This is a genomic window from Stenotrophomonas sp. YJH_SMC_131, from assembly GCF_059367975.1.
The window spans coordinates 59,463-80,221 of the sequence record NZ_JCAFRJ010000007.1 but is presented as its reverse complement, the minus strand read 5'-3'; the positions used below and the strand labels follow the sequence as shown (position 1 = coordinate 80,221).

19 protein-coding genes are annotated in these 20,759 nt (G+C 64.4%); 4 read left to right on the top strand and 15 right to left on the bottom strand.

Annotation, left to right across the window (positions count from 1 at the left end):
* The first annotated feature begins 19 nt into the window (after positions 1 to 19).
* The 3 genes from AC5P56_RS15360 (at position 20) to AC5P56_RS15350 (ending at position 3,314) form a co-directional block, all read left to right on the top strand.
* Complete coding sequence (locus AC5P56_RS15360; RefSeq protein WP_495231774.1) at positions 20 to 1,222, top strand: amino acid aminotransferase; 1,203 nt, start codon at positions 20 to 22, stop codon at positions 1,220 to 1,222.
* A 259-nt stretch (positions 1,223 to 1,481) separates the two neighbouring features.
* Positions 1,482 to 2,498: a class 1 fructose-bisphosphatase gene (locus tag AC5P56_RS15355; protein WP_032957939.1), complete on the top strand. Its 1,017-nt coding sequence runs from the start codon at positions 1,482 to 1,484 to the stop codon at positions 2,496 to 2,498.
* 108 nt (positions 2,499 to 2,606) lie between these two features.
* Positions 2,607 to 3,314 (top strand): 2OG-Fe(II) oxygenase, encoded by a 708-nt coding sequence (locus tag AC5P56_RS15350; RefSeq protein WP_032957940.1) that lies wholly within the window; start codon positions 2,607 to 2,609, stop codon positions 3,312 to 3,314.
* Positions 3,315 to 3,370: 56 nt separating this feature from the next.
* Here the strand turns inward: AC5P56_RS15350 and AC5P56_RS15345 are convergent, their stop codons facing one another.
* The 15 genes from AC5P56_RS15345 to dnaA form a co-directional block, all read right to left on the bottom strand.
* Positions 3,371 to 4,462 carry a PA0069 family radical SAM protein gene (locus AC5P56_RS15345; RefSeq protein WP_241887643.1) on the bottom strand — a complete coding sequence of 364 codons (1,092 nt, stop codon included), beginning with the start codon at positions 4,460 to 4,462 and terminating at the stop codon, positions 3,371 to 3,373.
* A gap of 142 nt (positions 4,463 to 4,604) precedes the next feature.
* A complete protein-coding gene (locus AC5P56_RS15340; protein WP_495231773.1) occupies positions 4,605 to 5,348 on the bottom strand; it encodes a pyridoxine 5'-phosphate synthase in 744 nt (247 codons plus the stop codon).
* A gap of 9 nt (positions 5,349 to 5,357) precedes the next feature.
* Positions 5,358 to 5,627: a hypothetical protein gene (locus AC5P56_RS15335; RefSeq protein WP_014645412.1), complete on the bottom strand. Its 270-nt coding sequence runs from the start codon at positions 5,625 to 5,627 to the stop codon at positions 5,358 to 5,360.
* Positions 5,628 to 5,667: 40 nt separating this feature from the next.
* Complete coding sequence (cls, locus tag AC5P56_RS15330; protein ID WP_032957944.1) at positions 5,668 to 7,128, bottom strand: cardiolipin synthase; 1,461 nt, start codon at positions 7,126 to 7,128, stop codon at positions 5,668 to 5,670.
* 173 nt (positions 7,129 to 7,301) lie between these two features.
* On the bottom strand, positions 7,302 to 7,715 hold the full coding sequence (locus AC5P56_RS15325) for an ExbD/TolR family protein (protein WP_005411740.1): 414 nt from the start codon (positions 7,713 to 7,715) through the stop codon (positions 7,302 to 7,304).
* 3 nt (positions 7,716 to 7,718) lie between these two features.
* Positions 7,719 to 8,144: an ExbD/TolR family protein gene (locus AC5P56_RS15320; RefSeq protein WP_005421196.1), complete on the bottom strand. Its 426-nt coding sequence runs from the start codon at positions 8,142 to 8,144 to the stop codon at positions 7,719 to 7,721.
* Positions 8,145 to 8,205: 61 nt separating this feature from the next.
* The gene (exbB, locus tag AC5P56_RS15315; RefSeq protein WP_005411738.1) at positions 8,206 to 8,967 is read right to left on the bottom strand and encodes a TonB-system energizer ExbB; all 762 of its coding nucleotides are present in this window, start codon (positions 8,965 to 8,967) and stop codon (positions 8,206 to 8,208) included.
* Positions 8,968 to 9,061: 94 nt separating this feature from the next.
* Positions 9,062 to 9,730: an energy transducer TonB gene (locus AC5P56_RS15310; RefSeq protein ID WP_049408447.1), complete on the bottom strand. Its 669-nt coding sequence runs from the start codon at positions 9,728 to 9,730 to the stop codon at positions 9,062 to 9,064.
* Positions 9,731 to 9,873: 143 nt separating this feature from the next.
* Positions 9,874 to 11,067, bottom strand: coding sequence for a tetratricopeptide repeat protein (locus AC5P56_RS15305; protein ID WP_495231772.1), 1,194 nt, complete (start codon positions 11,065 to 11,067; stop codon positions 9,874 to 9,876).
* Between the two features lie 132 nt (positions 11,068 to 11,199).
* On the bottom strand, positions 11,200 to 12,006 hold the full coding sequence (locus tag AC5P56_RS15300; protein WP_014645409.1) for a M48 family metallopeptidase: 807 nt from the start codon (positions 12,004 to 12,006) through the stop codon (positions 11,200 to 11,202).
* 71 nt (positions 12,007 to 12,077) lie between these two features.
* Complete coding sequence (locus AC5P56_RS15295) at positions 12,078 to 12,926, bottom strand: CPBP family intramembrane glutamic endopeptidase (RefSeq protein ID WP_046433405.1); 849 nt, start codon at positions 12,924 to 12,926, stop codon at positions 12,078 to 12,080.
* A gap of 67 nt (positions 12,927 to 12,993) precedes the next feature.
* On the bottom strand, positions 12,994 to 15,453 hold the full coding sequence (gyrB, locus tag AC5P56_RS15290) for a DNA topoisomerase (ATP-hydrolyzing) subunit B (protein WP_014645407.1): 2,460 nt from the start codon (positions 15,451 to 15,453) through the stop codon (positions 12,994 to 12,996).
* Positions 15,454 to 15,565: 112 nt separating this feature from the next.
* Complete coding sequence (gene recF, locus AC5P56_RS15285; RefSeq protein WP_014645406.1) at positions 15,566 to 16,660, bottom strand: DNA replication/repair protein RecF; 1,095 nt, start codon at positions 16,658 to 16,660, stop codon at positions 15,566 to 15,568.
* Between the two features lie 992 nt (positions 16,661 to 17,652).
* The gene (gene dnaN, locus AC5P56_RS15280) at positions 17,653 to 18,753 is read right to left on the bottom strand and encodes a DNA polymerase III subunit beta (RefSeq protein WP_100554271.1); all 1,101 of its coding nucleotides are present in this window, start codon (positions 18,751 to 18,753) and stop codon (positions 17,653 to 17,655) included.
* Between the two features lie 275 nt (positions 18,754 to 19,028).
* Positions 19,029 to 20,360: a chromosomal replication initiator protein DnaA gene (dnaA, locus tag AC5P56_RS15275; protein ID WP_014645405.1), complete on the bottom strand. Its 1,332-nt coding sequence runs from the start codon at positions 20,358 to 20,360 to the stop codon at positions 19,029 to 19,031.
* Between the two features lie 255 nt (positions 20,361 to 20,615).
* On the opposite strand from dnaA, the gene rpmH reads away from it, so the two are divergent.
* Positions 20,616 to 20,756: a 50S ribosomal protein L34 gene (gene rpmH, locus AC5P56_RS15270; RefSeq protein ID WP_005411729.1), complete on the top strand. Its 141-nt coding sequence runs from the start codon at positions 20,616 to 20,618 to the stop codon at positions 20,754 to 20,756.
* The last annotated feature ends 3 nt before the right edge of the window (positions 20,757 to 20,759 follow it).

Genomic DNA, 20,759 nt, shown 5'->3' with positions numbered 1-20,759 from the left:
CTACCGAACGAGTACCGCCGTGTCCTTCTTTGCAAACGTGGAACTGGTCCCAGGCGACCCGATCCTGGGCCTGACCGAGGCGTACAACGCCGACGGCCGCCCGACCAAGGTCAACCTGGGTGTGGGCATCTACTACGACGAGAGCGGCCGCATTCCGCTGCTGCGCGCCGTCAAGCAGATCGAGCAGCAGCTCGCCGCTGAAGCCAAACCGCGCGGCTACCTGCCGATCGATGGCCTGCCGGCGTACACGCAAGCGACGCGTGAGCTGGTGTTCGGCAAGGATTCGCCGCTGCTGGCCGCCGGCCGCGTGACCACCGCGCAGACCGTTGGTGGCAGCGGTGCGCTGCGCGTCGGCGCCGACGTGCTGAAGAAGCTGCTGCCGCACGCCACCGTTGCGCTGAGCAACCCGAGCTGGGAAAACCACCGTGCGGTGTTCAGCGCCGCTGGTTTCGAGGTGCTGGATTACACCTACTTCGACCCGGGCACCCATGGCGTCGATTTCGACGGCATGCTGGCCGACCTGGGCAAGCTGGAAGCCGGCACCGTGGTGCTGCTGCACGCCTGCTGCCACAACCCCACCGGCGCTGACCTCACGGTCACCCAGTGGAAGCAGGTCGCGCAACTGCTGAAGGACAAGCAGCTGTTCCCCTTCATCGACATGGCCTACCAGGGCTTCGACAAGGGCATCGAGCAGGACGGCGCAGCGGTGCGCATCATCGCCGAAGCCGGCATCGACAGCTTCATCGTCGCCAACTCGTACTCCAAGTCGTTCTCGCTGTATGGCGAGCGCGTGGGTGCGCTGTCGATGGTGGCGCCGACCGCCGCTGACGCCAAGGCCGTGCAATCGCAGGTCAAGCGCGTGATCCGCACCATCTACTCCAGCCCATCCACCCACGGCGCTGCACTGGTGGCCGGCGTGCTGACCAACCCGGAACTGCGTGCGATGTGGGAGCAGGAGCTGACCGAGATGCGCGAGCGCATCCACGCCCTGCGCCACGGCCTGGTCGAGAAGCTGGCCGCTGCCGGTGCACCGCAGTTCGGTTTCATCAACGAGCAGGCCGGCATGTTCTCCTACTCCGGCCTGAGCCGTGAGCAGGTCGAGCGCCTGCGCGACGAGTTCGGCATCTACGCCGTCGGCACCGGCCGTATCTGCGTGGCCGCGCTGAACCAGAACAACCTGGAATACGTCGCCAAGGCCGTGGCCACCGTCGCCAAGGGCTGAAGCAACGCTCCAGTAGCTTGAGGACAAAGGCGCCGAAAGGCGCCTTTGTTTTTTGCGCCCTGGTCTCTGTAGAGCCGAGCCTACGCTCGGCTTGTGCGGCATGAAGGACGAAGAGCAGCCGAGCGCGGGCTCGGCTCCACGGAAGGAAGGCGCCACGAGCGCAACGCATCTGGAAACGATTACGCCTTCCCGCGCTCACGCACGCCCCCGCCAGACGGGCGACAATAGGCGTTTTCCCGCTGCCGAGACCTGCCCGCTCATGTCCCGTACTTCGTTGACCCGCTTCCTGATCCAGGAACAGCACGCCGGCCGCATCAATGCCGACCTGCGCCAGCTGATCGCGGTCGTCGCCCGCGCCTGCACCAGCATCTCCATTGCCGTCAGCAAGGGCGCCCTCGGTGGCGTGCTCGGCGACGCCGGTACCGGCAACGTGCAGGGTGAAGCGCAGAAGAAGCTCGACGTCATCAGCAACGAGATCCTGCTCGAAGCCAACGCCTGGGGTGGCCACCTCGCCGCCTGCGCCTCGGAGGAAATGGACCACAGCCAGCCGGTGCCGGACATCTATCCCCGCGGTGATTTCCTGCTGCTGTTCGATCCCCTCGATGGCAGCTCCAACATCGACGTCAACGTCTCCGTCGGCACCATCTTCTCCGTGCTGCGCTGCCCGACCAATGTCGAGCTGCCGGGCGACGACGCCTTCCTGCAGCCGGGCAGCAAGCAGATCGCCGCCGGCTACTGCATCTACGGGCCCAGCACCCAGCTGGTGCTGACCGTCGGCCATGGCACCCACGCCTTCACCCTGGACCGCGAGAAGGGCGAGTTCGTGCTGACCACCGAGAACATGCAGATCCCGGCGGCCACCCAGGAATTCGCGATCAACATGTCCAACCAGCGCCACTGGGAAGCGCCGATGCAGGCCTACGTCGGCGACCTGCTGGCGGGCAAGGAAGGCGTACGCGGCAAGAACTTCAACATGCGCTGGATCGCCAGCATGGTGGCCGACGTGCATCGCATCCTTACCCGCGGCGGCATCTTCATCTACCCGTGGGACAAGAAGGACCCGTCCAAGGCCGGCAAGCTGCGCCTGATGTACGAAGCCAACCCGATGGGCCTGCTGGTCGAGCAGGCCGGCGGCGCCGCCTGGACCGGCCGCGAGCGCATCCTCGACATCCAGCCCGACCAGCTGCACCAGCGCGTGCCGGTGTTCCTCGGTTCGCGCGAGGAAGTGGCCGAGGCCGTGCGCTACCACCACGCACACGACGACGCACAGGGCTGACAACCGATCGCCTGACAGCGGTCATGGCAGATCGATGACATGACCGTGGGGTGACACCGAGGGCGGCAAACGGCACCATCAAGCCGTTGCCGCCGAAGGAACGCACGCATGCACGAGCAGGGCCCGGTCGATTTCATCGAAGTCATCCACAACGCCGTCCCCAGCGAGGTCTGCGCGGCGATCGTCGAGCGCATGCGTGCGACGCGTGGCCTGCTGCCCGGTGCGGTGGGCAGTGGCGTGTTCCCGGAACTCAAGCACAGCAAGGATCTGCGCATCAGTGGCCTGGACGGCTGGCAGGATGTTGATCAGCAGCTGCAGATTGCGGTGTTCAACGGCCTGCTGACTTATCTACGCCGTTATCCACAGGCGTTGATCGCCCCACTGATGTTGCAGATCCAGGACAGCAACGGCCAACCGCGACGCCTGTCTGCCGAGGACTTCCCCGACATGCCGCAGCAGCAGCTGGCCGACCTGGCCCGCACCTGCCTGCGCCCGGGTGCGATCAACCTGCAGTGGTATGCGGCGGGCGAGGGCGGCTACCCGTACTGGCACTGCGAGCTGTACCCGAAGGATGCGCAGGCCGAGACCCTGCACCGGCATGTGCTGTGGACGCTGTACCTCAACGACGACTTTGACGAAGGTGAAACCGAGTTCCTGTTCCAGGGCCGCAAGATCGCGCCGCGTACCGGCAGCCTGCTGATCGCCCCGACGGCGTTCACCCACACCCATCGTGGCAACCGGCCGCAGGGTGGCGACAAGTTCATCGCGACGAGTTGGATCCTGTTCCAGAGCGCGCAGAAGTTGTTTGGAGGGTAATGCCGAGCTGCTCGTCAGCCGCGTATGTAGAGTCGAGCCATGCTCGACTGATGGACTCAGAACAACGAGCCCTGCGGCGACTCCTTCTTCGGCGGCAGCGGCTTCTGGAAACGGCTGCAATCCAGCTTCGGCCAATGGCTGTTCTGTGCATTGAAGCCCAGACGCTTGCGTGCCAGCTTGAAGCGGTTGTTCAACAGATCGGCATACACGCCCTGGCCACGCATACGCGTGCCGAACTGGCTGTCGTAGTCCTTGCCACCGCGCAGCTGCTGGATGGTGCTCATCACGTGCGCAGCGCGATCGGGATGGTGCGTATCCAGCCAGTCGCGGAACAGCGGTGCCACTTCCAGCGGCAGGCGCAGCAGCACGTAACCGGCGGTGCTCGCACCTGCGCCGTGCGCAGCCTCCAGCACGGCTTCCAGCTCGCTGTCGTTGATCCAGGGAATCACCGGTGCCACCATCACACCGACCGGAATGCCGGCGTCATGCAGGCGCTTCATCGCGCGCAGCCGTGCATGTGGCGCTGATGCACGCGGTTCCAGCTTCGCGGAAAGATGCGGGTCCAGCGAGGTCACCGAGAAGTGCACGCTGACCAGGTTCTCCGCGGCCAGCGGCGCGAGCAGATCGATGTCGCGCTCGACCAGCGCGTTCTTGGTGATCAGCGAGAACGGATGCCGGGTCTCCAGCATCACTTCAATCAGCTGGCGGGTCAGCTTGAACTTGCGTTCGATCGGCTGGTACGCATCGGTGTTGATGCCCAGTGCGATCGGCTGCGGCACATAGCCCGGTTTCGACAGTTCCTTGCGCAGCAGCTGCGGCGCATTGGTCTTGGCGAACAGCTTGGTCTCGAAGTCCAGCCCCGGCGACAGGTTCAGATAGGCATGCGAAGGGCGGGCGAAGCAGTACGAGCAGCCGTGCTCGCAACCGCGGTAGGGATTCACCGATTGACTGAAGCCGACGTCGGGCGAGTTGTTGCGGGTGATGATGCTGCGCGCGGTTTCGGCGCGTACTTCGGTGCGCAGGCGCGGGGCGAGGAACTCATCGCTTTCGTCGACCGCCCAGCCGTCGTCCACCGCCTCGCTGACGGTGCTTTCAAAGCGCCCGGCAAGGTGGGACGTGGAACCTCGGCCCTTGATCGCAATACCCATTGCGGCAGGGTACGTCGTGGCCGTCTCAATGGCTGCGACGGCCGCCTGAAGGGTTCAGGGCGAGGCTGAGCCGAGCATGGACTCGGCTCTACAGTTGATGCAGAGACCTTGTGGAGCCGAGCCTACGCTCGGCTGCAATGCATCAGAGCAGCGCCAGGTACCCGCGCACGGTGGCATCCAGCCCGTCATACAGTGCCTCGCCGATCAGCGCGTGACCGATCGACACCTCCAGCACCTCCGGCACGTGGGCCAGGAAGTCGCGCAGGTTGTCCTGCGACAGGTCGTGGCCAGCATTGACACCCAGGCCGACGGCCTGCGCTCGTCGGGCAGCAGTGGCGAACAGCGCCAGCATCGCATCGGCATCGCCCGCCGCATGCGCCTCTGCATAGGGCCCGGTATACAGCTCGATGCGGTCCGCCCCCACCTCAGCTGCCTGCTCCAGCAATGGGTCGCCCGCGTCAACAAACAGGCTGACCCGACACCCCATGGCCTTCAGCGCAGCCACCAGCGGGCGCAGGCGCTCGGCATCTCGTTCGAAGTCGAAACCGTGGTCGGAGGTGATCTGGCCGTCATCATCGGGGACCAGGGTGGCCTGCGCCGGACGGGTCTGTTCGCACAGCGGCAGCAGCCCCGGGTAGCCCTCGCGCGGCGGCGCGAACGGATTGCCTTCGATGTTGAATTCAACGCCACGCGCGCGGGTCAGCGTGGACAGGGCCAGCACGTCCTCGGCGGTGATATGCCGGCGGTCCGGCCGTGGATGCACGGTGATGCCATGCGCGCCGGCATCCAGGCAGGCCTGGGCGGCACGCACCACGTCCGGTTCGGCGCCGCCGCGCGAATTGCGCAGGACGGCGATCTTGTTGACGTTGACGCTGAGCTGGGTCATGGAACGGGACTACTTGGAAAGAGGGGACGGGTCGTGGTCGTTGTGGTCGTCAGTGCGGCGGGCCTGGGCCTGTTCGCGCAGGCGGCGCAGCTCCTCGGCATCGATCAGCGTGGCCGGGTCGCGCTGCAGGTCGCCGAAACGGGCCACGTAGCGGCCGCGCACCCAGGCCAGCAGGAAGCCGAGCGCCGCCAGCAGGCACAGGGTCATCAACCCCGCGCTCGGGGTCTTCAGCGCGAAGGCAAAGCAGCCCAGCGCCAGCAGCAGGTACAACCAGTACATAGTCGGGCTCCCCGGATGATCGCCGCAGTGTAGCGCTGCGTCAGAGCAGCGGCGAGGCCAGCCGGGCGAAGGCCTCGGGCAGGCGGTGCAGCCACAGCGAGCGGCCGGCCTGGTCGTGCACCCGCGTGGAACGGTCGAATTCGCCCTGCAGCAGTTCGGCCAGTGCAGCGACGCGGTCACGGTCGCTGATCATCATCGACAGTTCGAAGTTCAGCCGGAAGCTGCGGTGGTCGAAGTTGGCGCTGCCGACGATGCAGACATCGTCGTCGGCGATGAACGCCTTGGTATGCAGCATGCGCGGGCCGTACTCGTAGATCTTCACGCCCGCGTGCAGCAGTTCGTCGAAGTAGGACCGTGCGGCCTGGGTGACGAACCAGGAGTCGCTCATCTTCGGCACCAGCAGGCGCACGTCCAGGCCGCCCAGCGCGGCCGAGGTCAGCGCCATCCTCGCTGCTTCACCGGGCACGAAGTAGGGCGTCACCAGCCACACGCGCTCGTGTGCTTCCTGGATCGCCGCCACGTGCAGGCGGTGGATGGTCTCCCAGCCCGAGTCGGGCCCGGACACCAGCACCTGGGCGCTGATCGGTCCATCCGCACGCAGCGGCATGTCGGCCGGCCACAGGCGGGCGATGTCGAAACGCGAGTGGTCCTGGCCACTGGCATAGAGCCAGTCCTCGGCGAACACCAGCTGCAGGCTGCGCACCACGTGGCCGCGGATACGCATGTGCAGGTCGCGGTAAGCGTCGGGCCTGCGGCTCTCGTCTTCCTCGTCAGTGATGTTGATGCCGCCGGTGAAGGCGAGGCGACCGTCGACGATCACCAGCTTGCGGTGGGTGCGCAGGTTCAGCCACGGGCGCTTGAACGGCTTCAGCAGCTGTCGCGGATGGAACCAGATCGCTTCGCCGCCAGCGTCCAGCAGTGGCTGCAGGAAGCGCCGGGGCAGGGCGGAAGAGCCCACCGCATCCAGCAGCAGGCGCACCTGCACACCGGCCTGCGCACGTTCGACCAGGGCATCGCGCAGTGCGGTGCCGGCATGGTCGGGGTTGAAGATGTAGTACTCCAGGTGCACGTGGTCGCGCGCCTGCGCGATCGCGTCGAGCAGCGCGGCATAGGTGGCTGCGCCGTCGACCAGCCAGGTCACCTCGGTGGCACTGCTGGGCGCCAGTCCGGTGGTGGCCTGGGCAACCTTGGCCAGCTCGGTGCAGTCCGAATCGGGCGGGCAGACATCGCTGTAGTGCTCCATGCCCGAGCGTGCACGGCCACGACGCAGCCGTTGCCGCTTCACCTTCTGCGGCCCCAGCAGGTAGTAGATGAAGAGCCCGAGGTAGGGCAACAGTGCCAGCGAAAGGATCCAGCTCAGCGTGGCCACCGGCTCGCGCTTCTGCAGCATGATCCAGCCCGCCAGCGCGAACAGGTAGAGCAGGTAGGCCACCGCCAGGATCGTGCCGAGGTGGGCGATGCCGTCGAGCCAATGGCGCAGGGAGTCGAAGAGGGCGAGCATCCGCCGATCATAGCGGCGCCTGCTGCCGGATGGGGTCGGATGGGCTCAGATCCCTTTCCTCAGGAAAAGGGATCTAAGCCCAACCCGTGCGCCACGACGAGAACACAAAAAAACGCCCCTGTTTCCAGGGGCGTCTGCAGTCGCGTCATGACTGTTGTATTGCGGTGTAGCGTTTACTGCTGCACAAATCCGATCTTCTTCATCTGAGCATTCTTCGCGGCGGCCAGAACCTTGGCCATCACGTCGTACTCGGAATCCGGGCTGGCGTCGATGCGCAGTTCCGGCTGGTTGGTCGGGTCACGCTGGACCTCCTGCTCCATCCGCTGCTGCAGCTCGCTGGTATTGATCGGGCTGTTGTTCCACGAGACCTGGTTGCTGGCGTCGATCTTCAGTTCGATCGGCGGCGGCGGTTCGACCAGCTGCGGCGGTGGGTTGAGCACGCGCTGCGGCAGGTCCACGGCGATCGGGTACGTCATGATCGGCGCGGTCACGATGAAGATGATCAGCAGAACCAGCATCACGTCCACGAGGGGCGTGACGTTGATGTCTGCCATGGGGCCCTTGCCACCACCACTACTGAATGCCATGGCTTATTGCCCCTTTTCTTTGGTCGCAACGAAGCCGACGTCCAGCATGCCCTGTTCCTGCGCGACCTTGGTCAGGTCGTTGATGACGCGCATCTTGGTGGTGCGGTCACCACGCAGGTTCAGCGGCGGCTGCGGGGTCTGCTGTGCGGCGGTCGCCAAGCGGGACTCGAGAGTCTGCTTGTTGATTTCTTCGTCGTTCCAGTAGATCGAGCCGTCTTCCTTGACTGCCAGCGTGATCGGGTTCGGACGCTTTTCAGCATCTTCCGGCTTCTGGATCAGGTTGGCTTCCGGCAGATCCACCTTGACCTTGTGGGACATCAGGGGCGCCGTGATGATGAAGATGATCAGCAGCACCAGCATCACGTCCACGAGGGGCGTAACGTTGATGTCGGCCATGGGGCCGCCGCTGTTACCACTACTGAAAGCCATAACGGGCTCCGTCTAGATCTTGGTGACTACTTACTTCGTCGCTGGGTGACGCGCGCCGCAATTAGCGGACGCGCGAACCGGTGGCGAAGAAGTCGTGCAGGTCGTGCGCGAAGGTATCGAACTTGCTGATGGTCGCGCTGTTGATCTTGCTGAAGAAGTTGAAGGCGAACACGGCCGGGATTGCGACGAACAGACCGATCGCGGTCATGATCAGCGCTTCACCCACCGGGCCGGCAACGGCGTCGATCGAAGCGGAGCCGGTGGCACCGATCTTGATCAGCGCGCCGTAGATGCCCCACACGGTACCCAGCAGACCGACGAACGGAGCGGTCGCGCCGACGGTGGCCAGCAGGGTCATGCCCGACTGCAGCTTGTTGCTTTCGCGGGTGACGGCCTGGCGCAGAGCGCGGTCGACGAACTCCGAACGGCTCAGGTTCTCACCGACGCCGCCGGTAGCACCGCCTTCAGCGCGCTGGTGGTGGGCAGCGGCCTGGGCAGCGTCCAGGGCGATCTTCGAGAACGGCTCCGAAGCCGGCTGCTCTTCCATCGCACGGATGGCGTCCTGCGCGTTCGGGGTGTCCCAGAACAGGCTGACGACGCGGTCAGCGGCGCTCTTCAGGCGGGTGGCACGGAAGATGTTGATGACGGTCCAGTACCAGGACATGGCCGACATGGCGATCAGGGTCAGCAGCACGACCCAGGAAACCGCGAAATCACCCGGCTTGGTGGTCATTTCGTGGATCAGGTGCTCGAAGCCCATCTGCGACAGGGCGTTGGACGGATTGCCCCCGGCAGCAGCGGCGATGAAAATTTCCTGCAGCATGACGCTTACCTTTGTTGTGTGTGGTGATAAAGGGTGTAGCTAAGCTAAACAATCGAACCGGGAGCGGGGGTGGCCGGAGGGCCACCCGGACGCATCAGTTCAGCGCAAAGTTGACCGGGACGCGAACGCGACCTGCCGCCTTCTTACCGCCAGATTCAGCGGCGTTGAAGCGCCACTTGCGAGCTGCTTCCATCGCAGCACGGTCCAGGTCGCGGTTACGGCTGGACTTTTCCACCGTGACATTGGTGACGTTGCCGTTGGCATCGACATCAATGATCAGGATCACTTCGCCCTGGATACCCGCGCGGAAGGCGGCCGGCGGATAGCGCGGCGGATTCATGGCCTTCGACGAGATGTCAACGCTGGCCTCGATCGAGGTCGGCGGAGCCGGCGGCGACGGGGGCGACGGCGGGGTGACGATATCGTTCGGGCGCGGCTCCGGCACGTCCACGACCGGCGCCTGCGGCGGCGGCGGTACGGGCGACGGCTTCGGCGGCGACAGATTCTTCACCGGCGGTGGCGGAGTATCCTGCGGCGGCGGCGGCGGCGGCGGCGGTGGGGGCGGCGGCGGCGCGTCGACGATGGTCACCATGACGTTGCGCTCCTTCTCCGCGACGGCCTTGGGAGCCACGGCGGGAATGAGGAGCATCATGAAGGCGGCCAGATGCAGGGCAATTACAAACGCGATGCCGACGATGCGAGGCCAGCTCAGCCCCTTGTCATCGGGTTGTTCGTACCGGTGAACGACTAGTTGTTCCGTCATGCGCCAAGAGCTCAATAGTGGGGCCGGAATCCCGGGGGCGGGATCCCTGATCAGCGGTGCATGACACCGCAGGAACCTCCAAGCTTATACCAATCCTGAGCGCCTGCGCATCAACTGAGCAGGCATTCAGGCGTTATTCCTACTTACTTCAGGTTGATGATTTTTTTGGCATCCGCCTGGTTCTTCACGCCCTTCGCCAGCGCCTGCTGGGCGGCCTGCTTGGCCTCGGGGACGCGACCTTCGGCATGCAGGACGCGTGCCAGGTTCAGGTAGGTCTCACCGTCCTTGGAGAGCGGGGCAGCCTTCTGCCACGCATCGATCGCCTGCGGCACCTGGTCGGAGTAGTAGTAGGACTGGGCCAGCGCCAGGTAGACCTGGTAATCCGGCTTCAGGATGCCCTTCTGCAACCCTTCGTTGATGACCGCGATGACGTCCTTTTCCTTGTTCTCGGTGTTGGCATAGATCGAGTACAGCTGCTTGTACTCGCGCTCTTCAGTGAGCTGGCCGCTGCTGCGCAGCTTGTCCATCACCGCGGCGGCCTTCGGCATCTGGTCAGCCTGCATGTACATGTTGGCCAGATTCAGCTGGGCCTTCTTGTCCGTCGGGTTCTTGGCCGCCAGCGCTTCTGCGGCCTGCACGGCCTCACCGGTCTGGCCGGCTTCGGACAGGGCCGCCATCAGCAGCTGGTTCCAGTTGTCCTTCGGCTCGGCGGCGCCGGCGATGGCCTGCTTCAGCACCGGGATCGCTTCCTGATAGCGCTCCAGCTGGTACAGCGCCTGGCCCTTGGCGATCAGCTCTTCCGGCTTGGTCGACTTGCTCTCTGCGAAGTACTTGTCCAGGGTGGCCAGGCCTTCGGCGGTCTTGTCTTCCTGCAGCTGCAGCTGGCCCAGCATCAGCATCGACTGGAAGTGGCCGTTGTTGTCCAGGCCGTTGAACTGGATCACCTGCTTCAGATACGCGATGGCGCCCGGCACGTCGTCGGTCTGGTAGGCGGCCTGCGAGGCCAGCTGCGCGGCCAGCGACTTGTCGTACTCGTTGGAAGCGCTGTCGGCCAGGATCGCGTCAGCCTGTTCGCGCGTCTCCGGGAACTTTTCCTTGTTGTAGTTGTCGATCATTTTCTGCAGCTTGCTGCCCATCTTGGCCGAGGCCTTGGCGGTCGGCTCCTGGCGGGTCGCATTCGGGTACAGCGGTTCGGCCTTGGCCTGCTTGCTGCTACCGCCGCGGCTGCCACGGTCGGAGGAACGCGAGGACTGCGCAAAGGCATCGGTGACCACGGCGCCGGTCAGGGCGGTCGCGACGAGGACGGAAAGCACAGCTTTGTGGTTACGGAAAATCATCGTTCACCTCGATCGAACCGCCGGATAGCGGCAAAGTCGGACTGTCAGAAAAATCTGAGCCGCCAAACGTATCAGAAACAGATGGCGTGAGAAATCGTTTTATGTGCTGCAATACAGCATAGAACTGCGCACTCATCCGCACTTTGGCCGCAGCCCGGCCGCCTGCGCCTGCTGGTAGACCGGCGTCAGGCCCGGTGCATCACGTCGCAGCTCCTGGATCCGGTTGGCCGGATCGGGGTGGGTGGACAGCCATTGCGGGCTGCGACCGCCGCTGGCGGCCATCATGTTCTGCCACAGGTCCACGGCCTGGGCCGGGTTGAATCCAGCCTGCGCCATCAGCCGCTGGCCAATCACGTCTGCCTCGCTTTCCTGCGTGCGCGAACCCGGCAGCAGGAAGGCCGCCTGCGCGCCCATCCCACCCAGCTGGTTGACCGTGCTGGCGGCGCCATCGCCATAGGCGGCACCGGCCAGCGCGCCCAGCACGGCCAGGCCGGTCTGCGCGCCCATCTGCCGGGTGATGCGTTCTTCGTGGTGACGCGCGATGACATGGCCGATCTCATGGCCGATCACGGCAGCCAACTGGTCCTGGTTCTTGGCGACGGTGAAAATGCCGGTGTTCACGCCCACTTTTCCGCCGGGCAGGGCAAAGGCGTTCGGTTCCTTGTCGACGAACACGGCGGTCTCCCACCGTACGCCACGGTACTGAGGCGGCAACTGCGCGACCAACGCGTTGACCACGCACTGCACGTAGCCGTTCTGGCGGCCATCGGTGCTGATCTTCTCTTTCTGCTTGGTCTCGGCAAACGCCTGCGCGCCGAGCTGGTCAAGCTGTGCCTGCGATACGCCGCCCACCATCTGCCGTCTTCCGGTTGGCGAGGTGGTGGTCGCACAGGCACTGACCACGGTGGTGATGACTAGAGCCAGCAGCAGTTGTTTCATGGGTCCGCCCCCGTGTTCATGTGCGCAGTGTGTAGCGTACCTGCTTAATCTTTCGTCAAGCGGGCACGGCGTTACGTTGACCCCAGGAACACCATTGCGGCGAGCGCCACCGCGTTGTTCAGCGCATGCGCCGTGATCGCCGCCCACAGGGTGCCGGTGCGGCGGTACAGCCAGCAGAAGGCGGCACCCATGCCGCCGTAGACCAGCCACAGCTGCGCCATGCCCAGCAGCGAGTTCTTGCTGACACCGGGCACTTCATGGACCAGGGCGAACGCCAGGCTGCTGAGGATGAGGCCCAGCCAGGGGCGGCCGGCCTGCCACAGGCGCCCGAACAGGACACGACGGAACAGCAGCTCTTCGTAGGCGGGGGCGAGGACGACCGCAAACAGCACCAGGAACAACGGGAAGCGCGCGATCGCGCTCTGCATCAGTTCCACGTTGGTCGGCACCGGCTCGATGCCGAACTGCTTGGAAAGGAAGGCGACGCCGTTGCTGCCAACCACGATCAGCGTGGCCACCAGCAGGGTCCAGCCCCAGGTGGAAGGACGCTGCAGCGCCTGTCGCGAGGCCAGGCGTTCGCCGGCGTTCGCCGGGCGCCGCCAGAAGTACAGCAGCAGCGCGGCACCACCGGTGGCGATCAGGGCCATCAGGATCTGGGCCAGGGCCCCGGGCTGGCCCACTGCCGCGCCGGCGCTGTCAGGTGTGAGTGCACCGCCATTGGCCGCGACGTTGGCGCGGCTGACCACGATCGCACGGTAGAAGCCCCAGAACAGTCCGGTGACCATGCTCAGGCCGACCAGGGTGACGGCGGCGATGCCCAGGTCGATGAAGAAACCTGCCAACGGTGCCACGGCGCGCGGCGGGGTAGACGGCGGCGGAACCGGAGGCGGAGCGGCGGAGACCGGGGCGGATGCGGACATCAGGTACCTGCGTTCAAGGGACGAAGGCCGGTGCAGCTCCCCGCGCACCGGCCAGGTCCCGATTGTGTCAGATATCCAGGTTGGCGACCTTCAGCGCATTGTCTTCGATGAAGTCACGACGCGGTTCGACCACATCGCCCATCAGGGTGCTGAAGATCTGGTCGGCAGCGACCGCATCCTCGATGCGCACCTGCAGCAGGCGACGGGTCTCCGGGTTCACCGTGGTATCCCACAACTGCTCCGGATTCATTTCACCCAGACCCTTGAATCGCTGGATCTGGCGGCCGCGCTTGGCCTCCTCGAGCAGCCAGTTCTGCGCTTTCGCGAAGCTGTCGACTTCGATCGACTTGGCGCCGCGGGAAATCGTTGCACCTTCGCGCACCAGCCCGTGCAGCAGCTTGGAGGCCTGGTGGATCGCGCGCAGTTCGCCACTTTCGAACGCCGACAGCGGCAGCACCTGGATGTGCTCCTCGCCCATGTGGCGACGGGTCACCAGCACGGCGGCGGGGCGCTCCTCGTTGGCCTCCTGCAGTTCCAGGCTGAAACGCGGGCTGCCCAGGCTGCCCTGGTTGAGGCGCTTGGCCAGCGCATCCAGGCCTTCGCCTTCGCCCGCATTGCGCAGGCTGTCCATGTCCATCGGCACGAAATCGACCAGCGCTTCGAGCAGATTGCGGTCATAGCGGTGGGCATTGCGTTCGATGGAATCGAGCGCGGCGGCATAGGCCAGCAGCAGCTTTTCCAGCGCCAGGCCTTCGATGCCCGGTTCGCCGGTGGCCGGCACCAGCGCGGCGTTTTCCACCGCACTGCTGGCCAGGTAACTGTCCAGCGCCGGGTCGTCCTTCAGGTACAGCTCCTGCTTGCCCTGCTTGATCTTGTACAGCGGCGGCAGGCCGATGTAGACGTAACCGCGCTCGATCAGCTCCGGCATCTGACGGTAGAAGAAGGTCAGCAGCAGGGTGCGGATGTGGGCGCCGTCGACGTCGGCGTCGGTCATGATGATGATCTTGTGGTACCGCAGCTTGTCCGGGTTGTACTCGTCACGGCCGATGCCGGTGCCCAAGGCCGTGATCAGCGTACCCACCTGGTCGGAGGACAGCATGCGGTCGAAGCGTGCGCGTTCCACGTTGAGGATCTTGCCGCGCAGCGGCAGCACCGCCTGGTTCTTGCGGTTGCGGCCCTGCTTGGCCGAGCCACCTGCCGAGTCACCCTCGACGATGAACAGTTCGGACAGCGCCGGGTCCTTTTCCTGGCAGTCGGCCAGCTTGCCCGGCAGGCCGGCGATATCCAGCGCGCCCTTGCGGCGCGTCAGGTCGCGGGCCTTGCGCGCCGCTTCGCGTGCACGCGCAGCGTCGACGATCTTGCCGGCGATCGCCTTGGCTTCGTTCGGGTTTTCCTGCAGGAACTCTTCCAGGCGCGCGCCGAAGGCGTTTTCCACCGCCGGGCGCACGTCGGAACTGACCAGCTTTTCCTTGGTCTGGCTGGAGAAGCTCGGGTCCGGCACCTTCACCGACAGCACCGCGATCATGCCTTCGCGCATGTCATCGCCGGTCAGGTTGATCTTGGCCTGCTTGGCGATGCCGTTCTGCTCGATGTAGTTGTTGAGCACACGGGTCAGCGCACCGCGGAAGCCGGCAAGGTGGGTGCCGCCGTCCTTCTGCGGAATGTTGTTGGTGAAGCAGTACATCGTCTCCTGGTAGGAGTCGGTCCACTGCAACGCCACATCCACGACGATGCCGTTGTGCTCGCCGGTGACCGAGATGACGTTCGGGTGCAGCGGGGTCTTCAGCTGGGCCAGATGCTCCACGAAGCTGCGGATGCCGCCTTCGTAGTGGAAGTCATCACGGCGGCCATCGCCACGTTCGTCGGCAAGGACGATCTTGACGCCGGAGTTCAGGAACGACAGCTCGCGCAGGCGGCGAGCCAGGATGTCGTAGTGGAATTCCACGTTGTCGTGGAAGGCGACCGTCGACGGCCAGAAGCGCACGGTGGTGCCGCGCTTGGTGGTGGTTTCCAGCTTGGCCAGCGCGGTCACGGCGGCGCCGTTGCTGAATTCCTGCTGGTAGTGGAAGCCGTTCTGGAACACGTCCACCAGCAGCTTCTGCGACAGCGCGTTGACCACGCTGACGCCGACGCCGTGCAGGCCGCCGGACACCTTGTAGCTGTTGTCGTCGAACTTGCCGCCTGCGTGCAGGACGGTCATCACCACTTCGGCAGCCGACACTTCGCGACCGAGCTTGGCGCTCATCTGCTCGTGCTTGCCGGTCGGAATGCCGCGACCGTTGTCGGATACCGAAACCGAGCCATCGGCGTGGATCGTCACTGCAACGTGATCGGCGTGGCCGGCCAGCGCTTCGTCGATCGAGTTGTCGACAACCTCGAACACCATGTGGTGCAGACCGGTGCCGTCATGCACGTCGCCGATGTACATGCCGGGTCGCTTGCGGACAGCCTCCAGGCCTTCCAGGGCGGTGATGCTGTTGGCGTCGTAATTGCCGTTGTTTGCCGGGGTGTTCTGTTCGTCGCTCATTGCGCTTGCCGTAGGCTCCGCAGGTCGGCCACCGCTTGGAGCGATGCGCCGAGAATGAAAGGATTTCAACCCGAATTATACCAGCCGGGGTCGAGCGGCCCTGGTGTGCCCACTATGGCACAGCCACGATCTGTGCATGTTCCACGTGGAACCGGGCGATGTGGGTCAGTTCCTGCAGCGCCGCCGGCGTTTCGGTGGCGGTGATGAAGATCTGCGCCGGCCCACCGAGCAGGCGCTGCAGAACCCGCGCCTGGTGGGTGCGATCCAGCTCCGAGCCCAGATCGTCCAATGCGATCACCGGCCATTCGCCGCGCTGTTCCGCGTAGTCCTCGGCCTGCGCCAGCAGGCAGGCCAATGCCGTCAGCTTGGCCTGGCCGCGGGACAGCGCATCGCGACCCGGAATGCTGTGGAAATCCACGCTCCAGTCTGCCCGGTGCGGACCGACCGAGGTGTATCCGGCCTGGCGGTCACGTTCCCGGGCCAGAAGCAGCGCATCGGCCAGAGGGAGCTCGTGCCGACGCCAGCCCGGGCTGAGTTCCAGTGCCTGGATGCCGAGCTGCGGGGCCAGGCTGGAAGCCAGCGCCACGGTGCGCTGCTGCAGACGCTCCAGGTAGTGCTGCCGACGGCTGGTCAACGGTTCGCCGGCTTCAGCCAGTTCGTGATCCCAGGTATCCAGCATCCGCGACGGGCCACCTTGCTTGAGCAGGGCATTGCGCTGTTTCAGTGCCCGCGAATACCGGCGCCACAGGGACAGGAAATCAGGTTCCACGTGGAACAAGCCCCAATCGAGGAATCGGCGGCGGGGTTCACCACCACCGCTGACCAACGCATGGCTGCCTGGCTCGAATGTGACTACCGCAAGCGCTGCGCACAGATTGCCGAGCTGGGCCACGTCTTCGCCGTCCAGGCGCCCCTTCCAATCCTGACCACTGTGCCGCAGGCCGGCCTTTCGGCGGTGCGGCGGGTGATTGGCACGTTGTTCGTCCCATTCCACGAAGATTTCCAGCGCTTCCTGGCCCTGGCGCACCAATCCATCGCGGACACGACCACGGAAGCTGCGCCCATAGGCCATCAGGTGCAGGGCCTCGAGCACGCTGGTCTTGCCGGCACCGTTGTCGCCGGTCAGCAGGTTCAATCCCGGCTGGGGCGACAGCTCCACCGCATTGAAGCGACGCAGTTGGTGCAGGGCGAGGCGGCGGATAAGCATGGGGCGCGAAAGACCATCCGCACGGGGCGGCAGAGGGGCAGGGAATTCATCAGCTTACTGCATCGGTCAAGCCGGACGTGCCCGGCCAGCTATCCGGCCAGCTATGGAGCAGTTACCGCAGGTCTGCCTGCGCCCTGACCGCTGGTTCCACGTGGCGCTGTTTCCTCATCCCAGCAGATGCGGGTCTCGGCAAGCCCGGAAATCCTTCGATTCTGCGAAGGGTAGCGGGGGTGTGAGCCTTGGATTTCGCCGATTTCAGGCGATGCCGTGGACAGCGCTTGCCTCGTCGCCGACGAGTACCAGCGGATGAACCTGCAGATTCCTTGAAATCTACGGTCCCATGCCCTGGGCGGTTCCACAGATTTCAAAGAATTCAGACCGATCGTTCCACGCTGTCCACAGCTGCCCTGTATGACTTATACACAAGGTATGGGCAATCTGTGGATAAAAAAGCCCTTTTGCCATGCCTTCGAAACTATCCACAGGTTCCCCCCCAGGCTGGGAGGCCGATATACAGGGGGTTTCAGGTGCATAAATTTCTTTTAAATCAGTCAGATAAGGTGTTTTTCCACGAGATCTGGCTCTACCATCACCACCATGCTTTAGATTTATACCCAGATTTAGAAGCTAGGCTTGCCCCAATCTGCATCGAATCTTCCCTGTGGACAGCGGCGTTTGCAGAGGGAAGTCCATCACGCCGCGATGCAGGATCATCGGTCCCTGTCTGGCCAGATCTGGGGACAGGCGACGGGTATCGGATCCTGCACCTGGACTTTCGATCAATCGCGACTCGTCATTGCTACGATCCAGCGATCCTGTTTTCAACGATCGAGACGAACATCCCGGAAAGGCAACGGATTTCAACCGAGCCCATCGACGGAAGTGACGTCGTCCCCAGAACTGCGTCTTCTCGATGCTCCACGTGGAACCTGCAAAAAAAAACGCCCGGGAAGATCCCGGGCGTCGTTCGGTTCCACGTGGAACAGCAGCTGTCAGAGACGCAGCGGCATCACCACGTGGCGCGACTTCTCGCTGCTGGATTCACGCACCAGTGCCGAGGAGTTGGAATCGCGCAGCTGGATGATGACTTCCTCATCGCGCAGGGCGGAGAGGGCATCCAGCAGGTAGTTCACGTTGAAGCCAATGGCCAGATCGCTGACCGAGGTATCGGCTTCGATCTCTTCCTGGGCTTCTTCCTGTTCCGGGTTGTGCGCGCTGATCTTCAGGTTGCCCGGCGAGACTTCCACGCGGATGCCGCGGTACTTCTCGTTGGACAGGATCGCGGCGCGCTGAAGCGAGGCGCGCAGCGCTTCGCGATCAACCTTCACTTCACGGTCGGCACCGATCGGAATCACCGCTTCGTAGTCCGGGAAGCGGCCGTCGATCAGCTTGGAGGTAAAGGTGACATCGTCGCGCTTGACGCGCACGTGGCTGCGGCCGACTTCCAGCTCGATCTCGCGATCGCCGCTTTCCAGCAGTCGCTGCAGTTCGGTCACACCCTTGCGCGGCACGATGATCTGGCGCTTGGACCCGCTGGGCTTGGCCAGATCGGTTTCACACAGCGCCAGGCGGTGGCCGTCGGTGGCAACGGTACGCAGGGCATCGCCGCGCAGGTCGAACAGCAGGCCGTTGAGGTAATAGCGCACGTCCTGCTGGGCCATCGCGAACGCGGTGCGCTCGATCAGCTCCTTCAGGGTCGCCTCACCGATGGCCACGCGCTCGGTGGCTTCCACTTCATCCACCGACGGGAAGTCGTTCGAAGGCAGCGTGGCCAGGGTGAAACGGCTGCGACCGGCCTGCACGGTGATCTTGTCTCCGGTCTGCGAGACGGTGATCCGGCTGCCGTCGGGCAGGGCGCGGATGATCTCGAACAGCTTGCGGGCGGGAATGGTGGTTTCGCCGTCCTGGGCATCTTCAACCGCGATCCGCGACACCATCTCCACTTCCAGGTCGGTACCGGTCAGCGACAGCTGGCCGTTCTGCACCTGGACCAGGAAATTGGCCAGAACCGGAAGGGTCTGGCGGCGTTCGACCACGTTGACGACCTGTGCCAACGGCTTGAGAAAGGCTTCGCGCTGCAGTGTGAAACGCATGTGGTTCCGTGCCCCTATGCTTTAAAAAATGTGGAATAAATCAAAAGCTTGGTGGTGCTGGTAGAGACAGAATCGCTGGAAAACAATGCTAAGTCTTTGTAATTAAAGGTATTTCAGACCTCGAAACCCTCTGCATTACCGACCCCCAAGGGGTGGGGAAAGCTGTGGATAAATCTGGCGCGATTTCAAACGGCATTTTTATCCACAACGTGTCCCGCGCTTGCTACCGGATTCTGCACCGTTTTGTGCGATGACGCCTCATCGGCATCCGTGCATCATTCGCTCAGCTTCCGGATCAGCTTGTCCCAGTCCTCACGGAGCTTGCCGTCGGTCTCCATCAGGGTCCGGATCTGGCGGCAGGCATGCAGCACCGTGGTGTGATCGCGACCGGCAAAGGCGTCGCCGATCTCGGGCAGGCTGTGCTCGGTCAGTTCCTTGGTCAGGGCCATGGCGACCTGGCGGGGACGGGCCAGCGAGCGGGTCCGACGCTTCGACAGCAGATCCTTGATCTGCAGGCCGTAGTAGTCGGCAACGGTTTTCTGGATGTTGGGAATGCTGATCGCCTGCTGCTGGGCGCGCAGCAGGTCACGCAGGGTTTCCTGGGCGAATTCGGTGGTGATCGCGCGGCCGGTGAAGTTGGCGCGGGCGGTCAGGGTATTCAGCGCGCCCTCGAGGTCGCGCACGTTGGAGCGCATCTTCTTGGCGATCAGGAACGCAACATCATCGGGAATCTCGGCACCGCGTTCGCGCGCCTTGGCCAGCACGATCGCGGCGCGGGTCTCGAAGTCCGGCGGTTCGATCGCGACCGACAGGCCCCAGGCAAGCCGTGACTTCAGGCGCGCTTCCAGGCCCTCGACTTCGCGCGGATAGCGGTCGCAGGTCAGGATGATCTGCTGCTTGCCATCGAACAACGCGTTGAAGGTGTGGAAGAACTCTTCCTGGGTGCGGTCCTTGCCGGCGAAGAACTGGATGTCATCGATCAGCAGCGCATCCACCTGCTGGAACTGGCGCTTGAACTGATCCATGGTCTTTTCCTGCAGGGCCCGGATCATCGCGCTGAAGAACTGTTCCGAACGCAGGTACAACACCTTTGCACCTGGATTGGCCTGGCGCATGGCGTTGCCGGCGGCGAACATCAGGTGGGTCTTGCCCAGGCCCGTACCTCCGTACAGCAGCAGCGGGTTGTGCGCCCGGTCGCCCGGCTTCTGCGCTGCCTGGAAGGCGGCGGCCAGGCCCAGCTGGTTGCTGCGGCCTTCGACGAAGTTGGCGAACGTGTAGTGGCTGTCCAGATTGCCGGCGAAGGGCACCTGCGGTTCGCTGGACACATGCGCCGACGGCGTGGAAACCGGCGCGTTCTGCGCCTCCACAGGGCGCGGGCGCGAGCCGATTTCAAGAAAAACGTCGCTGAAACCGGCGAAATGCGCCAGCAGCTCGCGGATCCGGGCCAGGTACAGCTCGCGGACCTGGTCGACGATGAAGGCATTCGGTGCATACAGCACCAGGCTGTCCACGCGCAGATCGGCCTGCAGCGGCTTCAACCAGGTATGAACGTCTTCCGGCGGGAACTCCGCTTCGAGGCGCTCGAGACTACGGGACCAGGCATCCATCAGCAATAATCGTCCGGTGGCCGGGGCATGGACGCGACAAGGCGCCCAAACACAGGCCGGAAAGGGGGGAAATGGATGGCTCAGACTACCACCGAGCGCCCGCCTTCGGAATGCTTGTCCCCTACTTATTCACAAAAACATCCACAGCTATTGCACAGCCCGGTGAATTCGCGTAGCTGCCAGGGGTTGACGCGGGGTAGGGTACCTCTCTAGAATTTCCGGTTCTTTCCGTCCCATTCATACGAGAGGCCCCCAATGGCCACGAAGCGCACCTACCAGCCCAGCAACCTCAAGCGTAAGCGCGACCACGGCTTCCGTGCCCGTATGAAGACCGCTGACGGCCGCAAGATCCTGTCGCGTCGCCGCGCCAAGGGCCGCAAAGTCCTGAGCGCCTGATTG

Coding starts and splice junctions, on each gene's coding strand:
- recF (WP_014645406.1), bottom strand. CDS start 16,660: ATGCTTATCCGCCGCCTCGCCCTGCACCAACTGCGTCGCTTCAATGCG.
- AC5P56_RS15325 (WP_005411740.1), bottom strand. CDS start 7,715: ATGGCATTCAGTAGTGGTGGTGGCAAGGGCCCCATGGCAGACATCAAC.
- dnaA (WP_014645405.1), bottom strand. CDS start 20,360: ATGGATGCCTGGTCCCGTAGTCTCGAGCGCCTCGAAGCGGAGTTCCCG.
- AC5P56_RS15335 (WP_014645412.1), bottom strand. CDS start 5,627: ATGTACTGGTTGTACCTGCTGCTGGCGCTGGGCTGCTTTGCCTTCGCG.
- AC5P56_RS15300 (WP_014645409.1), bottom strand. CDS start 12,006: ATGAAACAACTGCTGCTGGCTCTAGTCATCACCACCGTGGTCAGTGCC.
- dnaN (WP_100554271.1), bottom strand. CDS start 18,753: ATGCGTTTCACACTGCAGCGCGAAGCCTTTCTCAAGCCGTTGGCACAG.
- rpmH (WP_005411729.1), top strand. CDS start 20,616: ATGGCCACGAAGCGCACCTACCAGCCCAGCAACCTCAAGCGTAAGCGC.
- AC5P56_RS15340 (WP_495231773.1), bottom strand. CDS start 5,348: ATGACCCAGCTCAGCGTCAACGTCAACAAGATCGCCGTCCTGCGCAAT.
- exbB (WP_005411738.1), bottom strand. CDS start 8,967: ATGCTGCAGGAAATTTTCATCGCCGCTGCTGCCGGGGGCAATCCGTCC.
- cls (WP_032957944.1), bottom strand. CDS start 7,128: ATGCTCGCCCTCTTCGACTCCCTGCGCCATTGGCTCGACGGCATCGCC.
- gyrB (WP_014645407.1), bottom strand. CDS start 15,453: ATGAGCGACGAACAGAACACCCCGGCAAACAACGGCAATTACGACGCC.
- AC5P56_RS15355 (WP_032957939.1), top strand. CDS start 1,482: ATGTCCCGTACTTCGTTGACCCGCTTCCTGATCCAGGAACAGCACGCC.
- AC5P56_RS15295 (WP_046433405.1), bottom strand. CDS start 12,926: ATGTCCGCATCCGCCCCGGTCTCCGCCGCTCCGCCTCCGGTTCCGCCG.
- AC5P56_RS15305 (WP_495231772.1), bottom strand. CDS start 11,067: ATGATTTTCCGTAACCACAAAGCTGTGCTTTCCGTCCTCGTCGCGACC.
- AC5P56_RS15345 (WP_241887643.1), bottom strand. CDS start 4,462: ATGGGTATTGCGATCAAGGGCCGAGGTTCCACGTCCCACCTTGCCGGG.
- AC5P56_RS15320 (WP_005421196.1), bottom strand. CDS start 8,144: ATGGCTTTCAGTAGTGGTAACAGCGGCGGCCCCATGGCCGACATCAAC.
- AC5P56_RS15350 (WP_032957940.1), top strand. CDS start 2,607: ATGCACGAGCAGGGCCCGGTCGATTTCATCGAAGTCATCCACAACGCC.
- AC5P56_RS15310 (WP_049408447.1), bottom strand. CDS start 9,730: ATGACGGAACAACTAGTCGTTCACCGGTACGAACAACCCGATGACAAG.